Source organism: Trichothermofontia sp., from assembly GCF_053493415.1.
In genome coordinates this window covers 13,528-38,657 of the sequence record NZ_JBRCAD010000114.1, presented here as the reverse complement: position 1 = coordinate 38,657, position 25,130 = coordinate 13,528, and the positions used below count along the sequence as shown (strand labels likewise).

Annotated in this window: 23 protein-coding genes; 15 read left to right on the top strand and 8 right to left on the bottom strand. The window is 53.3% G+C overall.

Going from position 1 to position 25,130, the window contains the following annotated elements:
• Nucleotides 1-229 precede the first annotated feature (229 nt).
• Together petC and petA are read left to right on the top strand one after the other, a co-directional pair.
• Nucleotides 230-769, top strand: a complete 540-nt coding sequence (gene petC, locus ACWIUF_RS09855) for a cytochrome b6-f complex iron-sulfur subunit (RefSeq protein ID WP_448572189.1) — start codon at nucleotides 230-232, stop codon at nucleotides 767-769.
• 116 nt (nucleotides 770-885) lie between these two features.
• Nucleotides 886-1,851, top strand: a complete 966-nt coding sequence (gene petA / locus ACWIUF_RS09850; protein WP_448572188.1) for a cytochrome f — start codon at nucleotides 886-888, stop codon at nucleotides 1,849-1,851.
• Between the two features lie 179 nt (nucleotides 1,852-2,030).
• Here the strand turns inward: petA and ACWIUF_RS09845 are convergent, their stop codons facing one another.
• Nucleotides 2,031-2,438 (bottom strand): hypothetical protein, encoded by a 408-nt coding sequence (locus ACWIUF_RS09845; protein ID WP_448572187.1) that lies wholly within the window; start codon nucleotides 2,436-2,438, stop codon nucleotides 2,031-2,033.
• Nucleotides 2,439-2,721: 283 nt separating this feature from the next.
• Complete coding sequence (radA, locus tag ACWIUF_RS09840; protein WP_448572186.1) at nucleotides 2,722-4,269, bottom strand: DNA repair protein RadA; 1,548 nt, start codon at nucleotides 4,267-4,269, stop codon at nucleotides 2,722-2,724.
• Nucleotides 4,270-4,515: 246 nt separating this feature from the next.
• Here radA and rpaB point away from each other — a divergent pair, with 246 nt between their 5' ends.
• From rpaB to ACWIUF_RS09795, 9 genes are all read left to right on the top strand, one after another.
• A complete protein-coding gene (gene rpaB, locus ACWIUF_RS09835) occupies nucleotides 4,516-5,247 on the top strand; it encodes a response regulator transcription factor RpaB (protein ID WP_448572185.1) in 732 nt (243 codons plus the stop codon).
• Nucleotides 5,240-6,415, top strand: coding sequence for a site-specific integrase (locus ACWIUF_RS09830; protein WP_448572184.1), 1,176 nt, complete (start codon nucleotides 5,240-5,242; stop codon nucleotides 6,413-6,415). Before rpaB ends, ACWIUF_RS09830 begins: the two co-directional genes overlap by 8 nt.
• 102 nt (nucleotides 6,416-6,517) lie before the next feature.
• Nucleotides 6,518-7,432 (top strand): hypothetical protein, encoded by a 915-nt coding sequence (locus ACWIUF_RS09825; RefSeq protein ID WP_448572183.1) that lies wholly within the window; start codon nucleotides 6,518-6,520, stop codon nucleotides 7,430-7,432.
• A gap of 29 nt (nucleotides 7,433-7,461) precedes the next feature.
• Nucleotides 7,462-8,427 (top strand): DNA-methyltransferase, encoded by a 966-nt coding sequence (locus ACWIUF_RS09820; RefSeq protein WP_448572182.1) that lies wholly within the window; start codon nucleotides 7,462-7,464, stop codon nucleotides 8,425-8,427.
• On the top strand, nucleotides 8,427-9,149 hold the full coding sequence (locus ACWIUF_RS09815) for a hypothetical protein (RefSeq protein ID WP_448572181.1): 723 nt from the start codon (nucleotides 8,427-8,429) through the stop codon (nucleotides 9,147-9,149). The genes ACWIUF_RS09820 and ACWIUF_RS09815 overlap by 1 nt, the downstream gene beginning before the upstream one ends.
• A gap of 88 nt (nucleotides 9,150-9,237) precedes the next feature.
• On the top strand, nucleotides 9,238-9,375 hold the full coding sequence (locus ACWIUF_RS09810; RefSeq protein ID WP_448572180.1) for a hypothetical protein: 138 nt from the start codon (nucleotides 9,238-9,240) through the stop codon (nucleotides 9,373-9,375).
• Nucleotides 9,353-9,691, top strand: coding sequence for a DUF433 domain-containing protein (locus ACWIUF_RS09805; protein ID WP_448572179.1), 339 nt, complete (start codon nucleotides 9,353-9,355; stop codon nucleotides 9,689-9,691). The genes ACWIUF_RS09810 and ACWIUF_RS09805 overlap by 23 nt, the downstream gene beginning before the upstream one ends.
• A gap of 105 nt (nucleotides 9,692-9,796) precedes the next feature.
• Entirely contained in the window at nucleotides 9,797-10,057 is a 261-nt protein-coding gene (locus tag ACWIUF_RS09800) for a hypothetical protein (protein ID WP_448572178.1), read from the top strand.
• Between the two features lie 34 nt (nucleotides 10,058-10,091).
• Entirely contained in the window at nucleotides 10,092-10,385 is a 294-nt protein-coding gene (locus ACWIUF_RS09795; RefSeq protein ID WP_448572177.1) for a Uma2 family endonuclease, read from the top strand.
• Nucleotides 10,386-10,555: 170 nt separating this feature from the next.
• Here the strand turns inward: ACWIUF_RS09795 and ACWIUF_RS09790 are convergent, their stop codons facing one another.
• The gene (locus ACWIUF_RS09790) at nucleotides 10,556-12,928 is read right to left on the bottom strand and encodes an ABC transporter permease (RefSeq protein WP_448572176.1); all 2,373 of its coding nucleotides are present in this window, start codon (nucleotides 12,926-12,928) and stop codon (nucleotides 10,556-10,558) included.
• Nucleotides 12,928-13,680, bottom strand: a complete 753-nt coding sequence (locus ACWIUF_RS09785) for an ABC transporter ATP-binding protein (RefSeq protein WP_448572175.1) — start codon at nucleotides 13,678-13,680, stop codon at nucleotides 12,928-12,930. The genes ACWIUF_RS09790 and ACWIUF_RS09785 overlap by 1 nt, the downstream gene beginning before the upstream one ends.
• 279 nt (nucleotides 13,681-13,959) lie before the next feature.
• Between ACWIUF_RS09785 and ACWIUF_RS09780 the strand changes: the two genes are divergently transcribed.
• The gene (locus tag ACWIUF_RS09780; protein WP_448572174.1) at nucleotides 13,960-15,309 is read left to right on the top strand and encodes a proton extrusion protein PcxA; all 1,350 of its coding nucleotides are present in this window, start codon (nucleotides 13,960-13,962) and stop codon (nucleotides 15,307-15,309) included.
• Nucleotides 15,310-15,329: 20 nt separating this feature from the next.
• On the opposite strand, the gene ACWIUF_RS09775 is transcribed toward ACWIUF_RS09780, so the two are convergent.
• Both ACWIUF_RS09775 and ACWIUF_RS09770 read right to left on the bottom strand, forming a co-directional pair.
• Complete coding sequence (locus ACWIUF_RS09775; RefSeq protein ID WP_448572173.1) at nucleotides 15,330-15,512, bottom strand: hypothetical protein; 183 nt, start codon at nucleotides 15,510-15,512, stop codon at nucleotides 15,330-15,332.
• Between the two features lie 112 nt (nucleotides 15,513-15,624).
• Nucleotides 15,625-16,554, bottom strand: coding sequence for a LysR substrate-binding domain-containing protein (locus tag ACWIUF_RS09770; RefSeq protein WP_448572172.1), 930 nt, complete (start codon nucleotides 16,552-16,554; stop codon nucleotides 15,625-15,627).
• Nucleotides 16,555-16,887: 333 nt separating this feature from the next.
• Here ACWIUF_RS09770 and ACWIUF_RS09765 point away from each other — a divergent pair, with 333 nt between their 5' ends.
• From ACWIUF_RS09765 to ACWIUF_RS09755, 3 genes are all read left to right on the top strand, one after another.
• Nucleotides 16,888-18,756, top strand: coding sequence for an NAD(P)H-quinone oxidoreductase subunit F (locus ACWIUF_RS09765; protein ID WP_448572171.1), 1,869 nt, complete (start codon nucleotides 16,888-16,890; stop codon nucleotides 18,754-18,756).
• Between the two features lie 90 nt (nucleotides 18,757-18,846).
• Nucleotides 18,847-20,406, top strand: coding sequence for an NADH-quinone oxidoreductase subunit M (locus ACWIUF_RS09760; RefSeq protein ID WP_448572170.1), 1,560 nt, complete (start codon nucleotides 18,847-18,849; stop codon nucleotides 20,404-20,406).
• Nucleotides 20,407-20,697: 291 nt separating this feature from the next.
• Nucleotides 20,698-21,993, top strand: coding sequence for a CO2 hydration protein (locus ACWIUF_RS09755; RefSeq protein ID WP_448572169.1), 1,296 nt, complete (start codon nucleotides 20,698-20,700; stop codon nucleotides 21,991-21,993).
• Between the two features lie 60 nt (nucleotides 21,994-22,053).
• Here ACWIUF_RS09755 and ACWIUF_RS09750 read toward each other — a convergent pair whose 3' ends face one another.
• On the bottom strand, nucleotides 22,054-23,292 hold the full coding sequence (locus ACWIUF_RS09750; protein ID WP_448572168.1) for an NAD(P)/FAD-dependent oxidoreductase: 1,239 nt from the start codon (nucleotides 23,290-23,292) through the stop codon (nucleotides 22,054-22,056).
• Between the two features lie 291 nt (nucleotides 23,293-23,583).
• Nucleotides 23,584-24,813 carry an HhoA/HhoB/HtrA family serine endopeptidase gene (locus ACWIUF_RS09745; protein WP_448572167.1) on the bottom strand — a complete coding sequence of 410 codons (1,230 nt, stop codon included), beginning with the start codon at nucleotides 24,811-24,813 and terminating at the stop codon, nucleotides 23,584-23,586.
• Between the last annotated feature and the right edge of the window lie 317 nt (nucleotides 24,814-25,130).

Below are 25,130 nucleotides of genomic sequence, written 5' to 3'. Positions count from 1 at the left end.
CCTCTCGCCCCCCGTACCGTTGCCCAGACACCCGACCATACCCCAAGCAGTGTGTTTACATTTTGTTACACAATCATTGGGGGGACGCAAGTTTAGGGTTTCCCCTAGATGTGATAATACGATGAGAAAACTGTAAAGTTCTGTCTCAAAAGCGGTGCAACGCAATCTTTTGCGGAGTCCTGCCCTGATCCATACCAAATACACCCGTCTAGTTTCCGAGAGCTTGCTCATGACTCAACTTGCTGGAACGCCAGATGTGCCCAATATGGGGCGTCGCCAATTCATGAATCTTCTGACCTTTGGGACCGCTACCGGGGTCGCATTGGGTGCCCTGTATCCCGTGGTTAAATTCTTCATCCCCCCTGCCGCTGGTGGCACGGGGGGTGGGGTGATTGCCAAGGATGAAGTGGGTAATGATGTCATCGTTAGTCAATTTGTCGCTGCCCACAAAGCGGGCGATCGCACCCTGGTGCAGGGTCTCAAGGGCGATCCGACCTATATGGTGATTACTGAAGACAAGTCACTAGCCTCCTATGGTTTGAACGCGATTTGTACCCACCTGGGTTGTGTTGTGCCCTGGAATGCTAGCCAGAACAAGTTTATCTGCCCGTGTCACGGTTCCCAGTACAACAGCGAAGGCAAGGTCGTCCGGGGGCCAGCGCCACTCTCCTTAGCCCTAGTCCACACCGAGGTCGTGGACGATCGGATTGCGATCACGCCTTGGAAGGAAACCGACTTCCGCACGGGTGAACAGCCCTGGTGGAGCTAGTCCCACGGCTACAGGACTGATGCACTCGGCAGATACAGCATTCTCTTCAGATTTCTTCATAACACTCTTCACGACAAGCGTTTGCAAAGCTAATGAGGAACCCTAATTTCTTATTGATGACTGTCCAAGGTTACCGCAAGGTCTGGTTGCGGGGGCTGTTGATCGCGATCGCAACCCTATCCCTTTGGACCCTAGCGGATGTGTTCCAGCCCCAAACGGCTGCTGCCTATCCCTTCTATGCCCAGCAGGGATATAGCAGTCCCCGTGAAGCCACTGGGCGGATCGTCTGCGCCAACTGCCACCTCGCCAGCAAGCCCACCGAGATTGAGGTCCCCCACTCCGTCCTGCCGGATACGGTGTTTAAGGCGGTGGTCAAGGTCCCCTATGACAAGGACGCCCGTCAGGTCTACGGCGACGGCAGTACAGGACCTCTAAATGTTGGGGCGGTATTGATGCTACCGGAAGGGTTCAAGATTGCCCCACCCGATCGCATTCCGGAGGAGCTTCAGGAGGAAGTGGGCAACCTCTACTTCCAGCCCTACAGCGAAGAGCAAGACAATATTGTTCTGGTAGGGCCAATTCCTGGGGATGAGTACCAAGAGATTGTGTTCCCAGTCCTCTCGCCCGATCCCAGCACGGACAAGTCCATTCACTTTGGCAAGTACTCGATCCACGTAGGCGGTAACCGGGGCCGTGGTCAGTTGTATCCTACTGGCGAAAAGACCAACAACAACGTCTTTACAGCGACGGCAGCCGGGACAGTGACGGAAGTGCAACCGCTGGATGGCGGCGGCTACCAGGTGACGATCCAGCCCGATGCCGGGGATGCAGTGGTGGAAGCGATTCCAGCCGGTCCCGAATTGATTGTTTCCGTGGGCCAAACGGTCACAGCGGGTGAAGCCTTGACGAATAACCCGAATGTGGGAGGCTTCGGTCAGCATGATACGGAAATCGTGCTTCAGAGTGCGGCGCGGATTCAGGGGTTAATGGTCTTCATCGCCGGTATCATTCTCACCCAGATCTTCCTAGTGTTGAAGAAGAAGCAAATTGAGAAGGTCCAAGCGGCTGAGATGAATTTCTAAGCATGTGTGGGGCTGATCAATTAGCCTCATCAAGTGAAAAAGGTGGAGTGCTCAGCGCCCCACCTTTTCTATTGGAATTGATTGCTTTCGGACTGTTTCGGACTCTCGTCTCGGACTCTACTTGTTCGGACTGTGTTGTCAGCATAATTAGCCTTTGATGCTACGCTAACCTATCCGTGTTAACGTCCCAGGCCATTATCTTCGATCCACTGCACAACTTCCGCTTCCGAGTCTGTGTAGAGCGCCTTGCCCGTTTGGGGATCGTGGGCTTGCCACCACACTTCACCTGCATCGGTCACCCAACGATCGACGGACAATTGGGTACTCTGGACGATCGCAGTTTTCAGATCCGACCAAAGGCGTTGCCCGATCGCTAACAGGGAGGGATGGGGGGTACGCACCAGCGTCGGTAGCCGGTATTGGCGCTGTAGTTCCTGCCGCTCTTGTTCCAACTGGGCCACTAAACCAAAATTCTGGTTAGCACGGGCCACCTCTAATCGGTGGGCCAGGGATGCCGCAATGTTATCCAGATGTTTTTGCGTGATTTCGATATTAGGTGTGGTTGATGCGTAAAAAGCGTGAGCCATAGGACAAAATACTTATCTAATAGGGCCATGCAGCCACGGCACTGAACATCATAATTCTAGCACTAGAATTGTATTGTCTGTTACGAAAATTATTAATTGCGATCGTGGGGGCAGGCGATGTCGTGGGTAGGCAGTCCCGGAGCATGGGGGGAAGACAGTCCGAACGTGGCGGCTTGAACGTGGCGGTTTGTAGTTGGGGCTTTAGCCCCTGCCGACTAAAGTCGCCACTACGAACATTGCGGTTTGTAGTTGGGGCTTTAGCCCCTGCCGGCTAAAGTCGCCACTACGAACGTTGCGGCATAAAGGCGGTGGCGATCGCATCCAGTACCCGACTCACGGGCATAATCTCCATTGCTAGACCCGTGGGGATTTGCCCCTTGGGCACGATCGCCCGCTTAAAGCCTAATTTTGCAGCTTCCTTGAGACGCATTTCCAATTGGGAAACAGGACGAACCTGTCCGCCGAGGCCCACCTCGCCAATGATCACCGTATCCGGGTTCACAATGCGATCGCGGAAACTGGCCGCCACGGCGATCGCAACCCCTAAATCCGCTGCCGGTTCCGCCACATTCAGCCCCCCGGACGCAGCCACGTAAGCATCCAGCTTCGACAGGGGAATCCCCACCCGTTTTTCCAACACCGCCAGAATTTGCGACAGGCGATTAAATTCAATCCCCGTTGTCGATCGCCGGGGGGAACTGTAGCTGGTGGGACTGACTAAGGCTTGGAGTTCGACGACCAGAGGCCGGGTACCTTCGCAGGCGACGATCGTGGCGGTGCCAGAGGTGAGTTCTTCGCGGCTGCCGAGAAAGAGTTCCGACGGGTTGGCTACTTCTTCGAGGCCGCGATCGACCATTTCAAAAACCCCCAACTCCTGGGTGGCGCCAAACCGATTTTTCACCGATCGCAGCAAGCGATGGCTGGCAAAGCGATCGCCCTCGAAATACAGCACCGTATCTACCAGATGCTCCAAAACCTTGGGACCCGCGATCGCCCCTTCCTTGGTGACGTGACCGACGATAAACAGGGCAATATGATCGCGTTTGGCCAGTTGCATTAAGGCTGACGTACATTCCCGCACTTGGGCGACGGAACCGGGGGCCGAATTGAGAGCCGCAAAATAGAGGGCCTGGATACTGTCAATAATCGCCACTTTCGGCTTTAGGGATTCGAGTTCTACCAGGATCGTTTCGAGGCTGATTTCGGGCAAGACATAGAGTTGGGCGGGAAGATCGGGGGCGGGGGTCGATCGGGATTTTGGTCGGCGATTACGGGGTGTCGTGGGCGGGTCCAAGGGGATGGGAGGCGTTGTGTCGAGCGTTAAGGGCGACCCGTCCCTACCAATGTCGGCGGATTGGGCGATCGCCGTTGTGGGATGGCTGAGGGCGAGGCGTTGCCAGCGGAGTTTGACCTGTTGACCGGATTCCTCCGCACAGACATACAGGATCGGAAATTGTCGCGCCAGGGTGCCCGCCACCTGGAGCAACAGCGTTGATTTGCCAATCCCCGGATCACCCCCCAGGAGGATCAACGAACCAGGGACGATGCCACCCCCCAGGACGCGATCGAGTTCCGTGTACCCAGATGAGACGCGACTCTGGGGATATTCGCTGATCTGATCGAGGGGAACCGCCGCGATCGCCTGAGCCTGGGCCGTGCGTCTTTTAGGTTGGCTGGAGACTAAAGCGAGGGCCGACCCTGACGGCGAAGCGCTATCAATAACCTGTTCCTGAAGAGAATTCCACTCTTGGCAATCTGGGCAACGACCAAAGTGCTGCCGGAATTCGGCACCGCATTTAATGCAAACGTACTGGATTCGGGGTTTAGCCATGTTGCCAAGCCTGCGCTAAGGGAGGGCATTCGACGGAGACGATTCTGTGGATATTTTGCCAAAAGCAATAAATCTTTAGAAAAGCTTGAAAAGTCCAAGTCATGGGATTTTCAGCCATAATCTACCTTTACAATAGGATACTGGGTTGGGCACGGCCCGGTTGAATAAAGACGATCCCCACCGGGATCAGCGCCAACCACACGGGAAGACATCGATTTTGCTTAGGAAGAAAGGAGTCTAGGGAAATTGGAAAGCCATAAGGAGAAAATTCTCGTTGTCGATGATGAGGCCAGTATTCGTCGCATTTTGGAAACGCGCCTCTCGATGATTGGCTATGATGTCATCACCGCCGCCGATGGCGAAGAGGCTCTGGATACCTTTCGCAACGCGGGTCCGGATCTGGTCGTGCTGGATGTGATGATGCCGAAGCTGGATGGCTATGGGGTCTGCCAGGAATTGCGCAAGGAATCCGATGTACCGATCATTATGTTGACGGCCCTGGGGGATGTGGCCGATCGCATTACGGGGTTGGAGCTAGGGGCCGATGATTATGTGGTCAAGCCCTTTTCACCTAAGGAGCTAGAGGCTCGGATTCGTTCGGTGCTGCGGCGGGTGGAAAAAACCGGCACGTCGGGCATTCCCAGTTCCGGCGTGATCCATGTCGGTAATTTGCGCATCGATACCAATAAGCGTCAGGTCTATAAGGGGGACGAGCGCATTCGGCTAACGGGGATGGAGTTCAGTCTGTTGGAATTGCTGGTGAGTCGTTCTGGGGAAGCCTTTTCGCGATCGGAAATCCTCCAGGAGGTATGGGGCTATACGCCAGAACGCCATGTGGATACACGGGTGGTAGATGTGCATATTTCTCGCCTGCGGGCCAAGTTGGAAGAAGACCCCAGTAACCCAGAACTGATCCTGACGGCACGGGGCACGGGTTACCTGTTCCAGCGCATTATTGAACCGGGAGAAAATGTCTAACGCGCTGTCTGCGGATACTCACCCGTTGGACGATCGCATTGCCCAGGTGAATCAGCGGCTCAAAGCAGCTTGCCTGGGATTTCAGATTGAACGTCGGGGCCAAAAGCTCAACCTGCGGGGTACGTTGCCCCCCCGTCCCGGCAGTTCTCGTCAACGTCCGCACCAACAACGCCTCAGCTTGGGGCTACCCGCTACAGCCAGTGGCCTCAAGCAGATTGAACAAACAGCGAAGGTGGTGGCGGCGCAATTGATTCAAAATACCTTTGACTGGCAGCAATACATGGTTACCGGTGGGTTTTGTCTCTATCAGGCGACCCTACCGGAGCAGGTGGATGCCTTTGAGGTGGCCTTTCAGAGCCAGCGGGATAGCCACCCGGCAGCGGCCCAAACGACGTGGGAAGCGGCCTATGCCCCCTATCTGCGCAAGTTAGTGGCGATCGCGGCCAGCAAACCGAATCTGAGTTTACCGGAGTGGATTCATCTCACGGTGATGTCTACCCGTGCCCATTCCCGCAGTCGCCAAATGTGTTGTACGACAATGGCGGCCTTTGCCAGTTTTTTGCAGGTGGAATTACCGTTTGATTTGAAGGATCTGTGGGGCAGTTATGGTCCCCAGAAGACCCAATTTCGGGATCTACCCACGGACGAGCAAATTGTTAGCACGTTTGCCCAAATTCCCAATCCTACCTGGCGATTTGTCTATGGGGTGATGGCCACCTATGGGTTGCGTAACCATGAGGTGTTTTTCTCCGACTATACGGCCCTCAGTAAAGGGGATGCTGCGGCTATCATTCAAGTCTTGGATACGACGAAAACCGGGCACCATGAGGTCTGGCCGTTTTATCCCGAATGGGTCGAACAGTTCCAGTTACGTCAAATTCAACTACCTGCTATCTCAACGGATTTAAGCCAAACGACGCTGCGCCGCATTGGTCAGCGGGTGAGTGCCCAATTTCGCCGCTATGGGATTCCCTTCTCGCCCTACAGTCTGCGCCATGCCTGGGCGATCCGCACGATTCATTTTGGCATTCCCGATAGTGTTGCCGCACGGATGATGGGCCATTCGGTGCGTATTCACACCCAAACCTACCACCGCTGGATTACCCGCCGCGATCAACAACGGGCCGTTGAAACGGCTTTGAAGGGCGATCGGCCAGTGGCTCCTTAAATATACTGGAAAAGTCGCATATAGAGTTGGCTGTTTAAAACAATTAGGCTAAAATGAAGAAATCTTGTAATTTAACCCATTATTTGCACATCAATGAGAAACATGAAAATCGAAAGTCTAAGACCAAACATTCAAAAAGAATATAAAGCTGCATTTCTTCTTGACAAAGCTAAATTATCTAGAATTATCAATATTATGGAAGATAGATTTGATGACCTTCAGTTGGAATTTAAACCTATATACTCTATAGAATTATCCCAAGGAAATGAACTAAATTTGCATAATATCGAAGACCTTTTTGAACTTGATAACACAATCCGAAATCCCATTAAAAATCTCACAATAAAAGCTTCAGGTAAAAACTTGAATAACCATACTAGTCTTGAATGTTGTGTCGTTTTTGGAATTAAAAGAATTTCATTTGATAGAAGAAATCTTTCACTAGAGGTTAAAAGCCTTGAACCCAAAATTACACTCCAAGTTTTTGCAATATTAGAAGAACAAATACAAAGAGTCATCTTAGATGATTGGATGTATCGTATTATTCAGAGCAGAATCTTGGAGTTATGGTTTTTACCTGTTTCTTTCATTGGGCTGATACCTCTTTTATTTCTATTATCTAAAGGTTTTCATTCTTTATCCAATGATACAATACAATCGTTGCTGGCAGAGGCAAATGCTTTAAATACTTATGAGCAGAAGATAGATTTCCTATTTAAGGTCAAAAAAAATGAACTTGAAAAACAATTAGATTATAACTCAGGTTTTGATTTGTCTAGTCTTATAAATGTAAAAACTTTTTTTGTTTTGTTACCTATTGCAATTATTCTTGTGTGTTTTATTTATATAATTTCAAAATGTTATCCTGCCAACATTTTTCTATGGGGAGATTACGAAGCTTATTATAACCGATTAGTTGCTAGAAGAAACACGTTATGGACTGTCGTTATTTTATCTATTATTTTAGGAATTATTACTAACTTTTTCATAATAGGAATATCAGATTTTTTGAGATAAAATTTACCGAATCAAGAAATGATAAACAGATGAGAAACTATACACTGCCTAGACTTGATGAGGATGAGGAAGCTCGATCAAAATTGCTGAAATTTTGTCGGCTTTTACCAGGTGATATTTGGACAGATCCTATGCGCGGACACAGAATTGGCTGCTTAGATGCTACTGATGCTGACCAAATAGCCCACTTAATGAATGGAGATACTGCTACACTAGCTATTCATGATCCTCCTTATAATTTGGTTGCTTTTGAAACGCGGTCAGTCGATGAGTTCATAACATGGTGCAAGAAATGGATATACAACACATCTAATGCCTTATGTGCAGACTCATCTCTTTATATATGGTTGGGGGCTGACCAAAATCAAGGCTTCCAGCCATTACCTGATTTCATGTTAATGATGCGTTCTTTTCAAGAGTTTGCTTCACGCTCTCTCATCACCATGCGTAATCAAAGAGGATATGGAACCCAAAAGAACTGGATGGCTGTCAGACAAGAATGTTTATACTATATCAAGGGAAATCCAGAGTTTACTGTCCAATACACAGATATTCCTAAAATCTTGCGAGGTTACTATAAAGAGGTCAATGGCAAACAGACTGAAAATATGGAGCGCAGTAAATCTGAGAATATCCGACCAGGTAATGTGTGGGTAGATATTCAACAAGTTTTCTATAGAATGGAGGAAAATGTGAATGGGTGTTATGCACAAAAACCTCTCAAAGCAATTGAAAGACTGATTATTTCAAGTTCCAAAGAAAAGGACATAATTATTGACTTTTTTGGGCATTCGGGAACTACACTAATCGCAGCAGAACAGCTAAAACGCCAATGTTATGTTTGCGATGTAGATCCTATTTATTGCGAGATCATGATTCGGAGATTAGAGCGTTTACGAAAGTTTGGAAAGACTGGTTGGCAGAATGGAAATCCATTTGAATATGAGCTTTATGGAGTTGAAGAAACCGAGCAACCTATTCTGGATTTGTGGTAATGGAAAAATTAAAGAGACAACTTGAAGATCTGATTTCAGAGCTAGAAGATGCTGATACTATCTACGAGAGGATAGAAGATTTGATCTCGATTTATCCATTTAATGAATATGAGTATATGATTTCGACTTTGATTGGTAGAGGTAAGGTTAGTCTTGATAAATATTATGAATTGCGAGATGAGTACATTGAACGTAATATGTATCTTTATATCTTTGAAATTAGTGCTCCTCGTAGTTTTGGAGAGACCTGGGCACAAGGGCACCTGAAAGAACTTATTCCAGAGTTAGAAAAGCCATCTAAGAAAAGAGATCCTAACTACTCTGGTCAATATGACTTTTACTTGGATGGGAATATTAGAATTGAAGTTAAGGCATCAAGGGCTGTTGATTTTGATTCACAGGCACCGCTATACGTCAAGGCTTTAGCCTCCGACTCCAATAGACCATTTGATATGAACTTTCAACAGATCAAACCAGGGTGCTGTGACGTTTTTGTATGGGTCGCTGTGTGGCGGGACAGAATTCGCTATTGGGTACTTGCATCTAAAGAAATTGAAGAAAATCGCTATTATTCAAAATGGCAACATCGAGGTAATGTTGGAGAAGGGCAACTTCATTTACGACATGACAATATCAATGAGTTTAGTATTTATGAGGTGCAAGGACGGAGTTTGCTTGATGCGAGCCGGAATGCCTATCGTCGTCAGCAAAATTTGCCATAAGACTAATTCTTATACAAGTAGTGCTGCATAGGAATAGTAATGATAGGTTGGAATCCCCACTTTGCCGTGGCTGACTCCATTAGGATGCATGACTACTGCCGCTGGCTGGTTGCGTAAAGCAGAAAGTGACCTAACACCGATAACCCTGTCCCTGCGTCCCATCACGCTCTGCTACCATCAAATTAGTGAACTGGGTGGGGCTGATGACACTCGCTATCGTAACTGAGCCGACTCCTCTTAAACCGAATGCAGATGGCGTAGTTCTGGTCGGGAACACTCGCGTCACATTGGATACGGTCATTGCGGCCTTTCTGGAGGGTGCGACAGCCGAAGCGATCGTCGAGCAATATCCATCACTGCACCTTGCTGATGTGTACTCGGTAATTGCCTACTACCTGCGACACAAAGCCGAAGTGGATGCTTATCTAAAAATTCGACAAGAACGGGCTGCCCAAATTCGTCAAGAGAACGAGCGTCGTTTCAACCCCATTGGTATCCGCGATCGACTAATGGCGAGGCTTGACCCTCAAAGGCAGCGTTAAAATGCTACGCCTGCTAGCGGACGAGAACTTTAACAACCAAATTGTTCGGGGGATTCTGCGACGAAAACCTGAGATTGATATTGTTGAGTTGTTAGGAGGTCAGCCATGCTAACCAGTGTTGAGGGTGTATACCGTAATGGTCAGATCGAACTCATTGAAAGGCCACAAGATTTAGCTGATGGGACGCGAGTAATTGTCACCTTCATGCAGCCAACTTATGTTGATTTAGCCGCTCAAGGGATCGATCGCGAACAGGCTGCCATCCTACGAGAAAGGCTAGCCCCCTTCGCTGACGATTGGAATAGCCCTGAGATGGATATCTATGATGACTACGACGCAGCCAACGCAGCCAATCAAACGAGGTGATATTGCTCTCGTCCTCTTCCCAAACTCTGATCTAGTGTCTGCTAAAACCCGTCCTGTCTTAATTGTTCAAGCGGATAACTTACACACAGGGTTGTCCCAAGTTATTGTTGCAGAAGAATACCTTGAGCTTGAGGTGAACTCAGACACCCGCAATGAATATTGCAATGGAGAAATTATCCCCATGACAGGCGGGACACCCAATCATAATGATATTGCTGGCAACCTATACATCCTGTTGAAGTCCAGTCTTAGAGGCAAAGAGTATCGCACGTTTTATGTGGATCAACGGCTTTGGATTCCAAGTGTCAACCTCTATACCTACGATTGAATTTAATAATGAGCAACTGGAAGCCGCCGTGGTCCGAGCAACCGCATAAGTTGTCGCCAAAAGATGTAGATGCACGGTGGACAAAGAAGCAGGGCGTCTCCCACTAGGGCTATGAGGGATTTAGGGCGAGGGCAGCAAAACTGGGATGCCCCCGATCGATTACGGTAAGTTCATTCGCGGGTTTTTAGGACGGCGATCAGGTCCAGCCGATCGAGTTGATACCGAATTAGGGTGCTGGACAGGAGAGCCGCGAGGAGGACCACCGCGATCGTTACTCCATAGGTTGCCTTCGTAAACACTAGGGGGAGGCGATACAGTTCCGAATCATAGGCCCGTGCCATTAGGGCCGAGAAACCAATGCCAATGAGCATACCCAGGGGGAGGGCCGCTACCGTTAAAATCGCCTGTTCTCCCAGCAAAATTGTGCTGACTTCTCCCTGGGTGAAGCCCATAATTCGCAGGCTGGCCAGTTCCCGACTCCGTTCAGCGAGGGCAATGCGCCCGGAATTGTAGACCACACTAAAGGTAATCATGCAGGCGAACAGAATCAGCACCAGGGTAAACACCTGCAAATTCTGACCGCTGAGTTCCTCAAAGCTGCGCAGCATGGCCGTGCGGAAGGAGACCCCGGCGATCGCGGGTATTTGTTTCAGGCGTTGGTACAGCGTTTCGGCATAGCGGGGATCAACTTGCAGGTAGGCCCCAGAGACGGTTTGACCTTCCCGCATCAGGGTATTGAGGGCGCGGATATCCAAGTAGGCGGCAACCCCTAGCAGTTCATCCACCGTCCCCGCCACCGGCACCTGCCGCACCGGACGATCGCCCTCCAGTACCTCCACCGTCAGGAATTGACCGGGCCGTACCCCCAGGATCTCTGCCAGCTTTGTGGTGAGCATGATGCCCTGCGAGGGGAGGGCGATCCGGTTGCGATCGCGATTGATCAATCGGCGAAATTGGCTATTGGGTTGAATCCCGGTCAGGGCAAGACGGTACTGGCGATGGCCAAACCGCAGGCGAACTGGCACGATGCGAAAGACCTCGGATTGCAGCACACCGGGCAAGTGGGGAATCTCGTAGCGAACCCGGGCCGATCGCGGTTGGTTAAAGACGATCGTCACGTCCTCCCGCTGCACCTGGTTGAACTGCACATCCATCAACACCTGGATCGCCGCTTGCAAATAAAAGCCCACCACCAGAATTGAAGCCGCGATCGCAATCCCCACCACCGACAGCAATGCCTGAATCGGCTTCCGTTCCAGGTTACGCAGAATCATCCGTCCGGCAGGGGAAAAGCGGTCCTGAAGGCCCCAGCGCTCCACCAGGGTTGGGCGAAAGGTGGCGGGGGGTTCCGGACGCATCCCCTCGGCGGGGGGTAAGCGCGTCGCCTGTTGGACAGAGACTAGGCCGCCCGCGATCGCAGCCCCGCCACTGACAACCAAGGCCGTTACGATCAACCCGGTCCCGGCTTCATACCGAAGGAGTGGGAAGTGGAAAAACTCGGCATAGAGGCGCGTCATCCCCTGGCCCAGTCCCATCCCCGCGCTAACCCCCAGGGCCGCACCCAGGCCCACGATCGCCAGCACGAATTTGAGGTAATGCCACCCGATCGCGCCGTTGCCATAGCCAAACGCCTTGAGAACGGCAATCTGATCCCGTTGGGTAGCCACCAGCCGCGACAGCACCACATGGAGCAAAAAGGCCGCAATCCCCAGAAAGAGGGAGGGCACGATCGTTGCCGACACCGCCAGGCTTTGGATCTCATCGCTGAGAATCCGGTGCGATACCTGATCCGCCCGACCGTAGGCCCCCAACCCACCATAGGGCGTCAGCAGGCGATCGAGGCGATCAATCACCGCCGCTTCACTGGCTCCGGGCAAAAGCGTCAAGGCCACACTGTTAAACGCGCCATCTAAATCAAAGGCATGGCCCAAGCCCTCCCGGCTCATCCAAAGTACGCCAAATCGCCGGTTATCGGGATAGAGGGAACCCGCTCCTGGAATTTCATAGACATACTCCGGAGACAGGGCAATCCCCACGATGCGTAAGGACTGCCAGCGGCCATTGAGGATCGCCCCCAGGGTATCCCCCAGTTGTAATTGATTGGCCTGGGCAAAGGCTTCGCTCACCAGGACTTCCTCCCGTCGCGCTGGATCGGGATAGCGTCCCGCCCGGATAAAGACATCGTTGAGCATGGGCTGGGGGCGCGGGGGAATGGCGATCAGCCGTCCGGTTGCGGGTTCCACCAGGCCGGGAACATCCAGGGTGACATCCGCCACAATCCGGGTTTGCACCTGAGCCACGCCAGGGATGGCCGCGATCGCCGCTTGTACACTCTCCGGTGCCCGTTTCAGTTCCGCAAAAACCTGGGCGAAGCGGTAGCGCTCATAGTAGGCCGTCTGGGTCAGTTGCAGGGAATGGTAGGCGCTGCGGGAGAGGACAAAGATTGCGATGCCACAGGCCACCACCAGGGCGATCGCCAACAGTTGGCTCCACTGTTGCCCCAATTCCCGCAGGAGTTTGCGATCGAGGGCGGTGAGTCCCATCACCACTCCAGGGCCGCCGGGGCCAGTTTGGTCGCGTTTGTTTGGATCTGGGTGATCTCGCCACTGCGCAGGGTGATGACGCGATCGGCCATACCCGCAATCCCCGCGTTGTGGGTAATCACCGCCACAGTGGTCCCAAATTCCTGGTTGACCTGGGCCAATACTTCCAGGACCCGCTTGCCCGTTGGGAAATCCAGCGCCCCCGTGGGTTCATCGCAGAACAGCACCTCTGGCCGCTTGGCAATAGCCCGGGCGATCGCCACCCGCTGTTGTTCCCCCCCCGACAGTTGGGCCGGAAAGTGATCCCGGCGATCGGCAAGACCCACTAGGGCGAGGGCCTCCTGGGGCAGCATCGGGTGTTCCGCAATTTCGGTGACCAGGGCTACATTCTCGCGGGCAGTAAGGCTGGGGATCAGGTTATAGAACTGGAACACAAAACCGACCGACCGGCGGCGGAACTGGGTTAACCCGGCCTCACCCGCCTGGGTCAAATTCCAGGTCCGGAACCAGACCTCGCCGCTGGTGGGCACATCCAAGCCCCCTAAGATATTGAGCAACGTGGATTTGCCGCTGCCAGAAGCCCCCAGGAAAACCACAAATTCCCCCTCGTAGAGATCCAGGCTGACCGATCGCAGCGCCCGCACCTGCACCTCACCCATTGGGTACACCTTGCTTACCTGCCGCATTTGAAATAGGGCCGGGGGCGGGGGGGCGATCGCCGCAGCGGGGACTGACTGGGGTGCGCGGGTCATGGCACAGGTATCCCTAACGTTTAGGGTGCCCCTGGCGTTGGAGACATCCCTGGTTTCTGGGGCCGGTGGACCTCCTGGATGTCAGTCTAGCAATTGGCTCCTACAACTCGTCGCCAAACTCACGGATCGGGGCGCACCGCATCCGTTAAACTCAAACCGCTACAATTTACAGATATCTGTTGGGGTTAACCCTTTTCTGTCTCTCTCTGAGTGAACGATCGCCGTAAAAAGTTTCATTTTTATTTAATGTTAGTGGCATGACTTGTGGGTTCACAAGCGATGAAAAAAAGTTTTACTGGGCCATTAAAACGCCCCTGGTCTATGTTGAATCAATGGTTATTTCAAACACCGGAGCGATCGCTGGATCAGGCGTATGATGCAGCCCTGATGATTCGATCGCTGGAGGAAAAGCATTTTGGTGGAGGTAAAATCGACTATACCTCCCCAGAGCGCAGTGAGCGGGTCAATGCCTATTTCAAGTCGGAGTTGCAGCGCAACCTCAATATTGTCAAGTTGCGGCTGGCAGAATTTAAAACGAGTCGATCGTTCTTAAGTTTTTCCGATAAGAAGTTGATTGGGGTGAATGGGGGTACAGGATCAGCGCCCCAGGATGGGGTTGAGGTCCTCGATCCGGATGAGGCAGTCTCGGCGATCGTGGAAAAGTTGCAGTTTATTGACAGTGTGGTTCTCAAGTACGATCGTCCCGCCAAGTCCCAATCCCTAGTTCCTGTGCAACCAGTGAATGCGGCTGATCCGGCCAGAAATGGAGCACCCCAAGCCACCAGTTCTGCCTATCCCCAAGAACTGGAATTGGCGGAAAGTGCGGAGGCAATGTCGGATAAGACCAGTTTCCTGCCGCGATCGATTTTGGGCACGATCGATCGGGTGCGCAAGGAACTTGATCCCAATGCGGAAGAGCAGTTAATTCGGAGTTTTCGCAGTTCCAAGAGTAAAACCATTGTTTCACTTCGGTTTATTCTGCTGATTATTTTGATCCCTCTCTTGGCCCAACAGGTCTCGAAGAAATTTCTCGTGGGGCCGATCGTGGATCATCTCCGAAGTCCGTCGGAGGAGGTCTTTTTAAATGTCCAAATGGAAGAGGAGGCCCTCTTAGAACTGCAACGTTTTGAAGAAGAGCTACGGTTTCGCAGCCTCCTCACGGGGTCACAGAAACTGAGCGAAGAAGAGATGGTACCACTCCTCAAGGATAAGGCACGGGAGATTGAAGAGGAATATCGTCAACGGGGATCAAATGCGATTAAGAATATTTTCTCCGATCTCATCGCTCTAATCTCATTCACGATGGTGTTAGTGTTTAGTCGGCGTGAAGTCACGATTCTCAAATCCTTTATGGATGATATTGTCTATGGCCTCAGTGATAGTGCCAAGGCATTTATTATTATCCTGTTCACCGATATTTTTGTGGGTTTCCACTCGCCCCACGGTTGGGAAGTGGTGTTAGCCAATATCGCGAGACATTTTGGCTTGCCAGAGAGTCAGGACTTTATTTTCCTATTTATTGCCACATTCCCGGTCATTTTGGATACGGTGTTTAAGTATTGGATTTTCCGCTATCTGAACCGGGTATCGCCCTCGGCAGTAGCGACCTATCGCAATATGAATGAATAGGGAATGTAAACGCAATCACTTCAACCGCCGATCGCAGGAACTAGGGGTAAATCAGCCGCCTGCTCGAGATTGGCCATATTGAGCGTATCGATAGCCCCCGTGGTGAGGAATCGCAATGTCTCTTGGTATAAGCTTTGCCAGAAGCGATTACTCATTCCCTGGCTGACTTCCGTCTTGATCAACCAGGCGTGAGCGCTAGGCATTCCGCTTGCCCCCTGGGACAGCTAAGTTCTCGATATACCTAGACCGTGATCCCGCGTTCAATAGGCACGCTACTCATAGGGACTGATGACTTTAATGGGGCATCAATTTAGCCTACTGATACACGGGGATGCGATCGATCCGAACTACGGGTCCACTCGTCTCCAGCAGGTACTCCATAAACGCTTGGGCAATGACCGATAATTGCTTACCCGCCAGATGGGACACATACCAGCGCCGCTTGATCGGGAAGTGTTGGATATCCAGAATAGTCAGTTCGTGGGTCATGGCTGCTTCCGTGATCAGGGTATGCTTCGAGAGTACTGACATCCCCAACCCGCCTGCGATCGCGTGTTTAATCGCCTCATTGCTACCCAACTCTAGACGAACCTTGACCGTGACACCGTGGCGATCGAATAATTCCTGAACCGCCTCGCGAGTGCCTGAGCCAACCTCACGCATGATAAACGGCTCATCATTCAGACAGGCGATGGGAATATCTTTCGCATGGGCAAGGGGATGATCTGCACGGGCCACCACCACCAGCGGGTTTTCTAGAAACGCCTGGGAGGTTAAATCCAAGTCAGTGGGCGGTTGGCTGAGGATATAGAGATCATCCTCATTGTTGATCATCCGCTGGACCATCTGCTCGTGATTGGTCACCTGAAGGGAAATGTCGATGCCGGGGTATTGCTCACAGAAGGCCCCTAGAATCCGGGGGATGAAATACTTAGCCGTGGTGACCACCGCTAACCGCAAGCGACCCTGACGGGTGCCCTTGAAGTCAGCCACCTTCATCTCAAAGTTATCCAGTTCCTCAAAGACCGACTGGCAGGTGGTCAGCAATGCCTTCCCCGCCTCTGTTAGATATAACTGCTTACCGATTTGCTCAAACAGAGGCAGACCCACGGATTGGCTTAATTGTTTCACCTGGCTGGAAACGGTTGGCTGGGTAATCGACAACTCCTCAGCCGCTTTGGTGAAACTACCGTGACGGGCAGCCGCTTCAAAAACCTTTAACTGGTGCAGGGTAGCGTGAATCAACGATCGTTCTCCCTTGACTTAGCCTAAACAGCGCAAATTCATCAACTGGCGACACCTTCTGCGTCCAACCCGACCGGGTAACCAATACCGGGTAACCAATAGGTCAAACTTTATCAGGCCAATACAAGCAATAAGCAAGCCCTATCATAAGGATTAGCAAACATCAATGGATTTGATTTGATTTCTTGGCTCAGTTCAATGTTAACTTGTATTTACTAGATTTTACTAAATGCATGAGCTGGATTGCATAGATATAAGCAAATTCTTCGAGCCAGGTTGGCAGCTACCCAGCGTACTGTCCCTGCGTGTTCAAGTTGCTGAGGACCGAACTGCATGTTGATTGCTCCTATATTTGCCCAAACTGCTTGGTGGATTCCCCTCTATCCCTTGATTGGCATGGCCCTGTCCCTGTTGTGGTCACCTGCCGTGATCCGGCGCACGGGACCCCGACCGGCGGGTTATGTCAACTTGGTGATGTCTTTTACCGCTATGGTCCATGCCCTGTTGGCCCTCTGTGTCCTGTGGCAGCAACCCGCGATCGACCTTTCCGTTTCCTGGTTGCAGGTGGCGGGGTTCGAGATTGGCCTGACGATCGAAATTTCCAGCCTGACGATCGCGACCATTCTGGTAATCACGGGGCTGAACTTCCTGGCCCAACTCTACGCCGTGGGCTACCTGGAGATGGATTGGGGTTGGGCGCGGCTGTTTTCCCTGCTGGGGCTGTTTGAGGCGGGGATGTGTGGTCTGGCCCTGTGTGATTCCCTCTTTTTCAGCTACGTCATCCTGGAAATCCTGACCCTGGGTACCTACTTATTGATTGGGGTTTGGTACAACCAACCCCTGGTGGTGACGGGGGCGCGGGATGCCTTTTTGACCAAACGGATTGGTGACCTGTTCCTGCTGATGGGGGTGTTGGCGATTTATCCCTTGGTCGGGAGTTGGAACTATGACGATCTCGCCGCCTGGGCGGCAACTGCTGACGTCAATCCCGCCCTGATGGCCCTGATTGGCTTGGCGCTGCTGGCGGGGCCAATGGGTAAGTGTGCCCAATTTCCCCTGCACCTCTGGCTTGATGAGGCGATGGAAGGGCCGTACCCCAGCACGATTTTGCGGAATTCGGTGGTGGTCGGTACCGGAGCCTGGGTCCTGATTAAGCTGACGCCGATCTTGGCCCTGTCCCCCGTGGTCTTGGCAACCACGATCGCCGTGGGGGTAGTGACGGCTGTGGGGGGGAGCCTGATCGCGATCGCCCAAATTGACATCAAGCGTGCCCTTTCCTATTCCGTCAGCGCCTACATGGGCCTTGTGTTCATTGCCGTGGGCACCCAGCAGGTGGAGGCTGCTTTCTTTCTCTTGCTGATTCACGCCCTCTCAATGGCATTGTTGGTGATGAGTACCGGCTCGATTGTCCTCAACAACATCACCCAAGATCTCACCCAACTGGGGGGCCTGTGGCGGCGGCGTCCCATTTCCGGTCTCGGCTTCCTCGTTGGCGCAGCGGGTTTCATTGCACTACCTCCCCTGGGTGGTTTCTGGGCCTTGGTGAAATTAGCGGATGGCCTTTGGTCTACCTATCCCTGGCTGGTGGGGGTCTTGTTGTTGGTGAATGGCTTGACCAGTCTGAGCCTGATGCGGGAGTTTTGCCTCATCTTTGCGGGAACTCCGCAGCAGATGACGGTGCGATCGCCGGAAAATATTTGGCTCATCACCCTGCCCATGACGATCGCCCTGGGGTTGGTGCTCCACGCCCCCCTGATCTTGCTGAACCTGGGACTGTTGCCCGATTGGCTCACCTTAAACCGTAGCCTCGCCTTCCTACTGGTTGCCTCTAGCCTGGTGGGGGGAACCGTCGGAGCCTTGCTATATCTGCGACCTGGGGAACGCCAACCCGTGCAACTTCCCTGGCAATTTGTCCAAGACCTACTGGCCTATGACTTCTACACGCCTAAGCTCTATCGCGCTAGTGTGGTGTTTGGCGTGGATGTCCTCTCGCGGGTTACCGATTGGTTCGATCGCTACTTTGTCGATGGCATTGTCAACTTCGTGGGGCTAGCCTCCTTGTTTGGTGGGGAAACCCTGAAGTACAGCAACTCCGGTCAAACCTGGTTCTACGTGTTGACCATTACTGTTGGCCTCGCTGCGATCGCCAGTTTCATGAGTTGGGGCGTGATCTCCCACCTCTTCGGCACCCTGCTGGGTTGAAGCTTCAGTCCCCTGGCCGATTGTCTCCCTCTCTCCTCCCTTCTCTCTCCTCGTTCCCGACTTCCGAACCCTCACAAGTAAGCGACTACCATGCTGAGTGTATTGATCTGGGCACCGATCGTCGGAGCCGCGATCGTGGGCCTTCTCCCCCAATCGGTTTCAACCCGAAACGTGCGGTTAGCGGCCCTCTGCGCCGCCGGGGCAATCCTGCTCTGGAACCTGTGGTTAATGACCCAATTTGACCTAGGGCAAGCAGGACTGCAATTCCAGGAATTCCTGCCCTGGTTACCGCAAATTGGTCTGAACTATCAAATTGGGACCGATGGCCTGTCCTTCCCTCTCCTGGTCCTGAACAGCCTGTTAACTTGGATTGCGATTTACAGCAGTCAGGAAAATACGGAACGCCCCCGCCTGTTTTATGCCCTCATCCTCCTGGTGAGTGGTGGCGTTGCTGGGGCTTTTCTGGCCCAGAATTTGCTCCTGTTCTTCCTGTTCTACGAAATTGAACTGATTCCTTTCTATCTGCTGGTGGCGGTGTGGGGTGATAGCAAACGCAGTTATGCTGCGACTAAGTTTTTGCTCTATACCGCCACGTCCGGTGCCCTGATTTTGGCCGGATTCCTGGGGCTAATCTGGCTAACGGGGGCCTCTAGCTTTGCCTACGAATCGCTGATGGGGCAGACCCTCCCATTGGGTGTACAAGTGGTCCTGCTGGGTGTCTTGCTGGTCGGGTTTGGCATCAAAATTCCCCTGGTACCGCTGCACACCTGGTTGCCCGATACCTATGTTTCCGCCTCCACCCCGATCGCAATTCTCCTGGGGGGTGTCCTAGCGAAACTGGGGACCTATGGAATTTTCCGGTTTGGCCTCGGTCTGTTCCCGGAAGCCTGGAGTGCCCTTTCTCCCTGGTTAGCGACTTGGGCAGCGGTGAGTGTGCTGTACGGAGCAATGGCCGCGATCGCTCAAAAGGATATTAAGCGTATGGTGGCCTATAGCTCGATCGGGCACATGGGCTATGTCCTGCTGGGCGGAGCCGCCATGACCGGGTTGAGCCTGTCGGGGGCGGTGTCCCAAATGGTGGCTCACGGTTTAATCTTGGCGTTGCTCTTCCACCTAGTCGGATTGGTTGAGGCGAAGGTCGGCACCCGTGAGTTGGATGTTCTCAACGGCCTGATGAATCCCATTCGGGGGTTACCCTTGGTCAGCGCGCTGCTGGTGTTGGGTGGCATGGCCAGTGCGGGGATTCCCGGTCTGGTCGGATTTATTGCCGAGTTTCTCGTTTTCCAGGGCAGTTATACCGTTTTCCCGGTCCAAACGCTGTTCTGTGTCGTGGGGACGGGCTTAACAGCAGTTTACTTCGTGATTTTGCTTAACCGCACCTGTTTTGGTCGTCTGGATAACGCGATCGCCTATTTCCCCAACGTCGAATGGTCCGAGCGGGTCCCAGCCCTGATCCTCATGTGGCTAATCTTTCTCTTAGGGATTCAACCTAATTGGTTAGTGCAATGGAATGAGAAAACCACCGTGGCCCTAGTGGCTTCGCTACCGACTGTGGGACCTGGCCGTCTGGCCGATCTACACCCGCTTGCCATCCAGCCATTGCCACCCGTTGCTCCCGCGCTTGCCCCTCCGGCTCAGCTTCCGAGTTAAAGCCTCTGTAGGGGCTAAAGCCCCAACTACAAACGGTTAGTAGTAACGACTTTAGTCGTTTGGGGCTAAAGCCCCAACTACGAACACCTACAAACGGCTGGTCATGTAAATCATTGCGTAGGTTGCGTAGAGGCCACGAAACCCAACGTTGGTAAGGGTTCTGTTGGGTCGCACTGGGTTTGACCCAACCTACGCTCTGACTACGCTCTGACAGTCGAGACGGCTATCCCACAGTAAGCCTGACAGTCGAGACGGCTATTCCACTCACCACTCACTACTCACTCAATAACCATGACGATCGCGACACCAACACCCACCAAACTACCTCCCTCAACCCACGAATTTGCCGAGGTTATCCATCGCCTCGAAGCGGGGGGGGCCATGCTCCCCGACACGCCCGAAAACCTGATGCAAATCATTGGGCTATATAAAGCCTATGCGGTGCCGATGGATTTTTACTGGCGGGATTTGCTCTATATCGCAGAACGGGTATTCCTAGATCCTTTGCCCTTCTTTAAATATTTCCTGCCCCAGGAATATCTCGATCTGCACAATCATTATGCCGGAGATGATGCGGATCTGCGAATCTGGCGAGGACAGGCAACAGCCCATCCAGAACTCTTGGAGTTTATGGAAAAGGGCGAAATCAAGAAAAAGTGGCCCAAGTTAATCCATCACCTTTGGCACGATCGCATCAATATGGAATTCGCCGAAGAGTGTATGCGGGCAATGCTCTGGCACCGGGATATGGGTGGTCGGTTTGATCCCTACCTGGATACGGAGGAATATATCGCCAACGCCGATCGCGCCATTAAGGCTTACTTTAAGGGCAACCCCTTGATGTTGGGATTATATAAACTCTTCCCTGACATGTTCATTGAACAGGTCCGCCAGATGTCCTACTATTCCAACCTGGGCCTGTTCTGGGAAGTCATGGCTCCCGTGTTTTTTGAAATGTCAGATCTCTATGATGAGGGGAAAATTACGAGCGTTCCCGAAGCGATGAATTTCCTGGTGAACGGCATTTTTGCGATCGCGGGTCGTCCGATTTACCACCACGTTTATATTCGCGGTGAATGCTACGAGATTATCTCCAAATCCAAGGGCTTTATGTGGCTCTATGAAGCGGCTTTGCCCTACGTCGAGGCGGTTTTCTATCGGACCTCGCCCTTCCGGGGCACAAAGTCCTATAATGCCCAGGCAAGACAAGTTCCGGATGATCAACGGGATTTTCACTATGGTATTCTCTATGCCGATGTCTTCCCCGTTGGTTCGGCTGGCATTCCCCCGACGCTGTTAATGCAGGATATGCTGCACTTTTTGCCGCCCTATTTGGTGGACTACTACCAAAAGCATTGCCGGGGTGAAGATGACATGCTGGTCCAGTTGGGGATTAGTTTCCAGCGATCGATGTATTGTGTCACCTCCGCCGTAATCCAAGCCCTGCGCACGGCCCTACTCTATGATCTGGATGACCCCAATCCTAAGCACTTGCAGGCGAATCGTGCCTTTTTTGAGGCCCAACTCGATCGCTTCAAACGCCCGGAAGCTCGCCTACGCGATATCCAACGCCAGGATTACCGCTAATCAACCCCATGTCGCCCACACCCCCCTGCTGCAAGGATAATTGCCGCTGCCCAGCCCCCATCAACGGGAGCCAACATCAGCGCTAACCCAGCGATCAGGTGTCATTTGGGGTAACCAGGGATCGGGTGTGCCCGCAAGCTGACGGGCATAACGCTGCGCCAGGGTAGGCAAAACCACGAGGGGCGTGCTGAAGCCGGTAAACACGTGTAAACCCTCAACACCGGGAACCGGACCAATCAAGGGCAGACGATCGCGGCTAAAGGCCACCAGGCAATGGTGCCAGGTTCCGGGTAATGCTTGCAACGTGGGGAGAATCTGGCCGACTGCTGTGCGAATGGTGGCTTCACTGGCCGCCGCATCGATTCTGGCCTCTGGATCACTCAGGGCGCGGCTCAGTTGCCCTATCCGAATTGTGCCATCCGGAAATTGGACGGCTCCCACATCCATGACTGGCGGTACCACCTCTTGACCGGGTTCCTCCCAGACCACCTCGCGTTCGGCAGCACTGGCCGTCATTTCCAGGGATATCCGCGCTAGGGGAGCTGCCATCACGATCGTGCGCAGTTGCACCCCGGCGGGTGGCAACTCAACGATCTCTGCATGGGTAAAGTAGAGCGGTACCTGCACCCCTAGCTGTTTCAATAAAGGCCGGCTCCATCCCCCCGCACAAATCACCACATTCTCGCCATACCAGGTTCCAATCGAAGTGGCCACACCCGCCACCCGTCCCGACGCCTGGACAAACCCTTGAACCGTTGCGATCGCCACCTTCCCGCCCTGCCGCCCCATCGCCTGCAAGTAGGCATCCGTCAGCCGATCGGGATCAACCTGCCCCTGGGTAACCACAAAGGCCCCCCCGATCGCCTGGGCCTTGAGCAGCGGCTCCAGATCACAGGCTTCTGCCCGACTGAGCCACTGGGGCGACTGGGCAACCCCGGCAAAGGTCGCAGCAACGGCGGCGGCATCCGCATCCGGCGCGATCGGCATCACCAGCGGGATCTCCCGGAAATGGGTATCGGCTCCGAGTTCCTGGGACAGCCCCCGATGACGGGCCATCCCCGTTGCACACAGGTCACAGGTGAGGGGCGAAGTCCCTGCCCAGTTCGCCAGCCCCCCGTAGCTATACCGTGTCGCACTGGCAGAGGTTGGCCGCTCTCCCGGCAAGGCACGCCGTGCATGATCGACGACCAAAACCGAAAACCCCACCTGACTGAGTTCATAACCCAGGGCGGCCCCCGCGATCCCCCCGCCAACCACTATCCATGTGTACGAAGCGTGCGGGTCGGGAAGGGAGTTCATAGACTGGGTACGGGATTGAGGGGTTTGAAGGTTGCAGAAACTGGGGGGCAGACAGCGTGCCTGCGGCCAATCAATTTATGGATTATAGAGCATGAATTGTAACTCCCCCCGTGCTGAAGACACGGGGTATTTTAGCCCTCACTGGTCGTCAGATAATTCGACTAGGGGGCTATCAAGCTTGATGGTGTCGGTCGGGTCAAACACAGGACAACCCAACACAGTGGTTGAGAGTGTTGGGCATCGTACACTCGACACCAACCGACCAGTCCCCCTGTTAGGTATGGCAGACCACTAGGGGGTTAACGAAGCGGGGAAGGGAGCTGGACGCACCGTAATCGTTAGGGTTTGGGAACCGCGGACGATCGTGATCGGTAATGGTTGGCCCACCCCAGCCGCTTCCACCCCCTTCTGCACTGCCTGGGCATCGGCCACAACTTGGTCACGGATGTGGGTAATCACATCGCCACTGCGCAGGTCAGCACTGGCCGCTGGCGTATTGGGCAGCACCCGCACAATCAACACCCCGCGATCGCGCTCCACCCGTAGCCCGCTATTGGGATCTTGGTTGATTTCCTGGCGGGTTTCCGGCGTCAGCGTCACCATCTGGATACCGAGGAAGGGATGCTCCACCTTACCCGTTGCAATCAGTTGATCGGCAATATGCTTCGCCGTATTGATCGGAATCGCAAACCCCAATCCCTGTGCCCGCCCAATAATAGCGGTATTAATACCAATCACCTCGCCCCGGGCATTGACCAGGGGACCCCCGGAATTGCCGGGGTTGATCGCCGCATCCGTCTGGACGAAGCCGACCCGCTTATCCGTCACCCCAATTTCCTGGCTGGTGCGGCCCGTGGCGCTAATAATCCCCGCTGTGACGGTACTATCCAGACCGAGGGGATTGCCGATCGCGATCGCCCATTCGCCCGGTTTCAGCCGATCCGAGTCACCCAGGGTCACGGTTGGTAAATCTGTCGCCTCAATCCGTACTACCGCCACATCCGTCACCGGATCAGTGCCCAATACCCGTCCCTCAAAGCTACGTCCATCCTTGAGCATCACCTGGACTAGGTTTGCCTGATCGATCACATGGGCATTGGTGAGGATCAGGCCATCCGCCCGAATAATGAAGCCAGACCCCGTCCCCCGCTCGATGCGCTCCTGGGGCACCCGCGATCGGAAAAATTCTCGGAAGAAGGGATCATTAAACGCTTCCGGCAATTGGTTGGTGATGGTGCGGGAGGCGTTGATGCGCACGACGGCAGGGCTAACGAGTTCGGCGGCGGCGACGATGAAGTTATCGCCAGCATCCGTGGGTTGGGGCAAACGCCCGATCGGGCTGGAGGAGAGTGGGGTATCCGTTGGGGCATCTGTGGGGGAGGCTGGGGGCTGGAGGATACGCGCTGATCGCCACGCCACGCGATCGCCCACAAAGGCCAATCCAGCGCCCAATAGCAGGAGCAACACACAAATCAGCCATTGTGAACGGGAAAAAGAGGGAGACGATCGGTCTGATTTCATGGGGCAATGCTAAGGTAGTAAGCCAATACCGTAAGCCAATACCGCGAGCTAAGGTCGGCAGCCAGGATGCAGCAGCCAATATCAACGGCCAATTGCGTGAACCGTTAACCCAGAGAGCAGCGAAGGACAATCCCAAGGTTTTGCCTAAGTTCTTGTTTTGAACACCCTCCTGCCCATCCCTATGCTACTGTGCAATGCTAAGGATAGGTAGACTCCCCAGCTAAGCTGTTCTGGGTTGACGATCGGGGTCCACCCGCAAACCGGGTTAGCCGGTGTTCGATCGTGGCAGGGTTAGCAGGGGGCGGGCGCTCCTGGGC

Excerpts from the sequence above, each read along its gene's own strand:
- radA (WP_448572186.1), bottom strand. The coding sequence starts at position 4,269 with ATGGCTAAACCCCGAATCCAGTACGTTTGCATTAAATGCGGTGCCGAA.
- ACWIUF_RS09815 (WP_448572181.1), top strand. The coding sequence starts at position 8,427 with ATGGAAAAATTAAAGAGACAACTTGAAGATCTGATTTCAGAGCTAGAA.
- ACWIUF_RS09755 (WP_448572169.1), top strand. The coding sequence starts at position 20,698 with ATGACGATCGCGACACCAACACCCACCAAACTACCTCCCTCAACCCAC.
- ACWIUF_RS09765 (WP_448572171.1), top strand. The coding sequence starts at position 16,888 with ATGTTGATTGCTCCTATATTTGCCCAAACTGCTTGGTGGATTCCCCTC.
- ACWIUF_RS09805 (WP_448572179.1), top strand. The coding sequence starts at position 9,353 with ATGACACTCGCTATCGTAACTGAGCCGACTCCTCTTAAACCGAATGCA.
- petC (WP_448572189.1), top strand. The coding sequence starts at position 230 with ATGACTCAACTTGCTGGAACGCCAGATGTGCCCAATATGGGGCGTCGC.
- ACWIUF_RS09750 (WP_448572168.1), bottom strand. The coding sequence starts at position 23,292 with ATGAACTCCCTTCCCGACCCGCACGCTTCGTACACATGGATAGTGGTT.
- ACWIUF_RS09790 (WP_448572176.1), bottom strand. The coding sequence starts at position 12,928 with ATGGGACTCACCGCCCTCGATCGCAAACTCCTGCGGGAATTGGGGCAA.
- ACWIUF_RS09775 (WP_448572173.1), bottom strand. The coding sequence starts at position 15,512 with ATGCCTAGCGCTCACGCCTGGTTGATCAAGACGGAAGTCAGCCAGGGA.
- petA (WP_448572188.1), top strand. The coding sequence starts at position 886 with ATGACTGTCCAAGGTTACCGCAAGGTCTGGTTGCGGGGGCTGTTGATC.
- ACWIUF_RS09830 (WP_448572184.1), top strand. The coding sequence starts at position 5,240 with ATGTCTAACGCGCTGTCTGCGGATACTCACCCGTTGGACGATCGCATT.
- ACWIUF_RS09800 (WP_448572178.1), top strand. The coding sequence starts at position 9,797 with ATGCTAACCAGTGTTGAGGGTGTATACCGTAATGGTCAGATCGAACTC.
- ACWIUF_RS09760 (WP_448572170.1), top strand. The coding sequence starts at position 18,847 with ATGCTGAGTGTATTGATCTGGGCACCGATCGTCGGAGCCGCGATCGTG.
- ACWIUF_RS09785 (WP_448572175.1), bottom strand. The coding sequence starts at position 13,680 with ATGACCCGCGCACCCCAGTCAGTCCCCGCTGCGGCGATCGCCCCCCCG.
- ACWIUF_RS09745 (WP_448572167.1), bottom strand. The coding sequence starts at position 24,813 with ATGAAATCAGACCGATCGTCTCCCTCTTTTTCCCGTTCACAATGGCTG.
- ACWIUF_RS09810 (WP_448572180.1), top strand. The coding sequence starts at position 9,238 with ATGACTACTGCCGCTGGCTGGTTGCGTAAAGCAGAAAGTGACCTAACA.
- ACWIUF_RS09820 (WP_448572182.1), top strand. The coding sequence starts at position 7,462 with ATGAGAAACTATACACTGCCTAGACTTGATGAGGATGAGGAAGCTCGA.
- ACWIUF_RS09780 (WP_448572174.1), top strand. The coding sequence starts at position 13,960 with ATGAAAAAAAGTTTTACTGGGCCATTAAAACGCCCCTGGTCTATGTTG.
- ACWIUF_RS09845 (WP_448572187.1), bottom strand. The coding sequence starts at position 2,438 with ATGGCTCACGCTTTTTACGCATCAACCACACCTAATATCGAAATCACG.
- ACWIUF_RS09825 (WP_448572183.1), top strand. The coding sequence starts at position 6,518 with ATGAAAATCGAAAGTCTAAGACCAAACATTCAAAAAGAATATAAAGCT.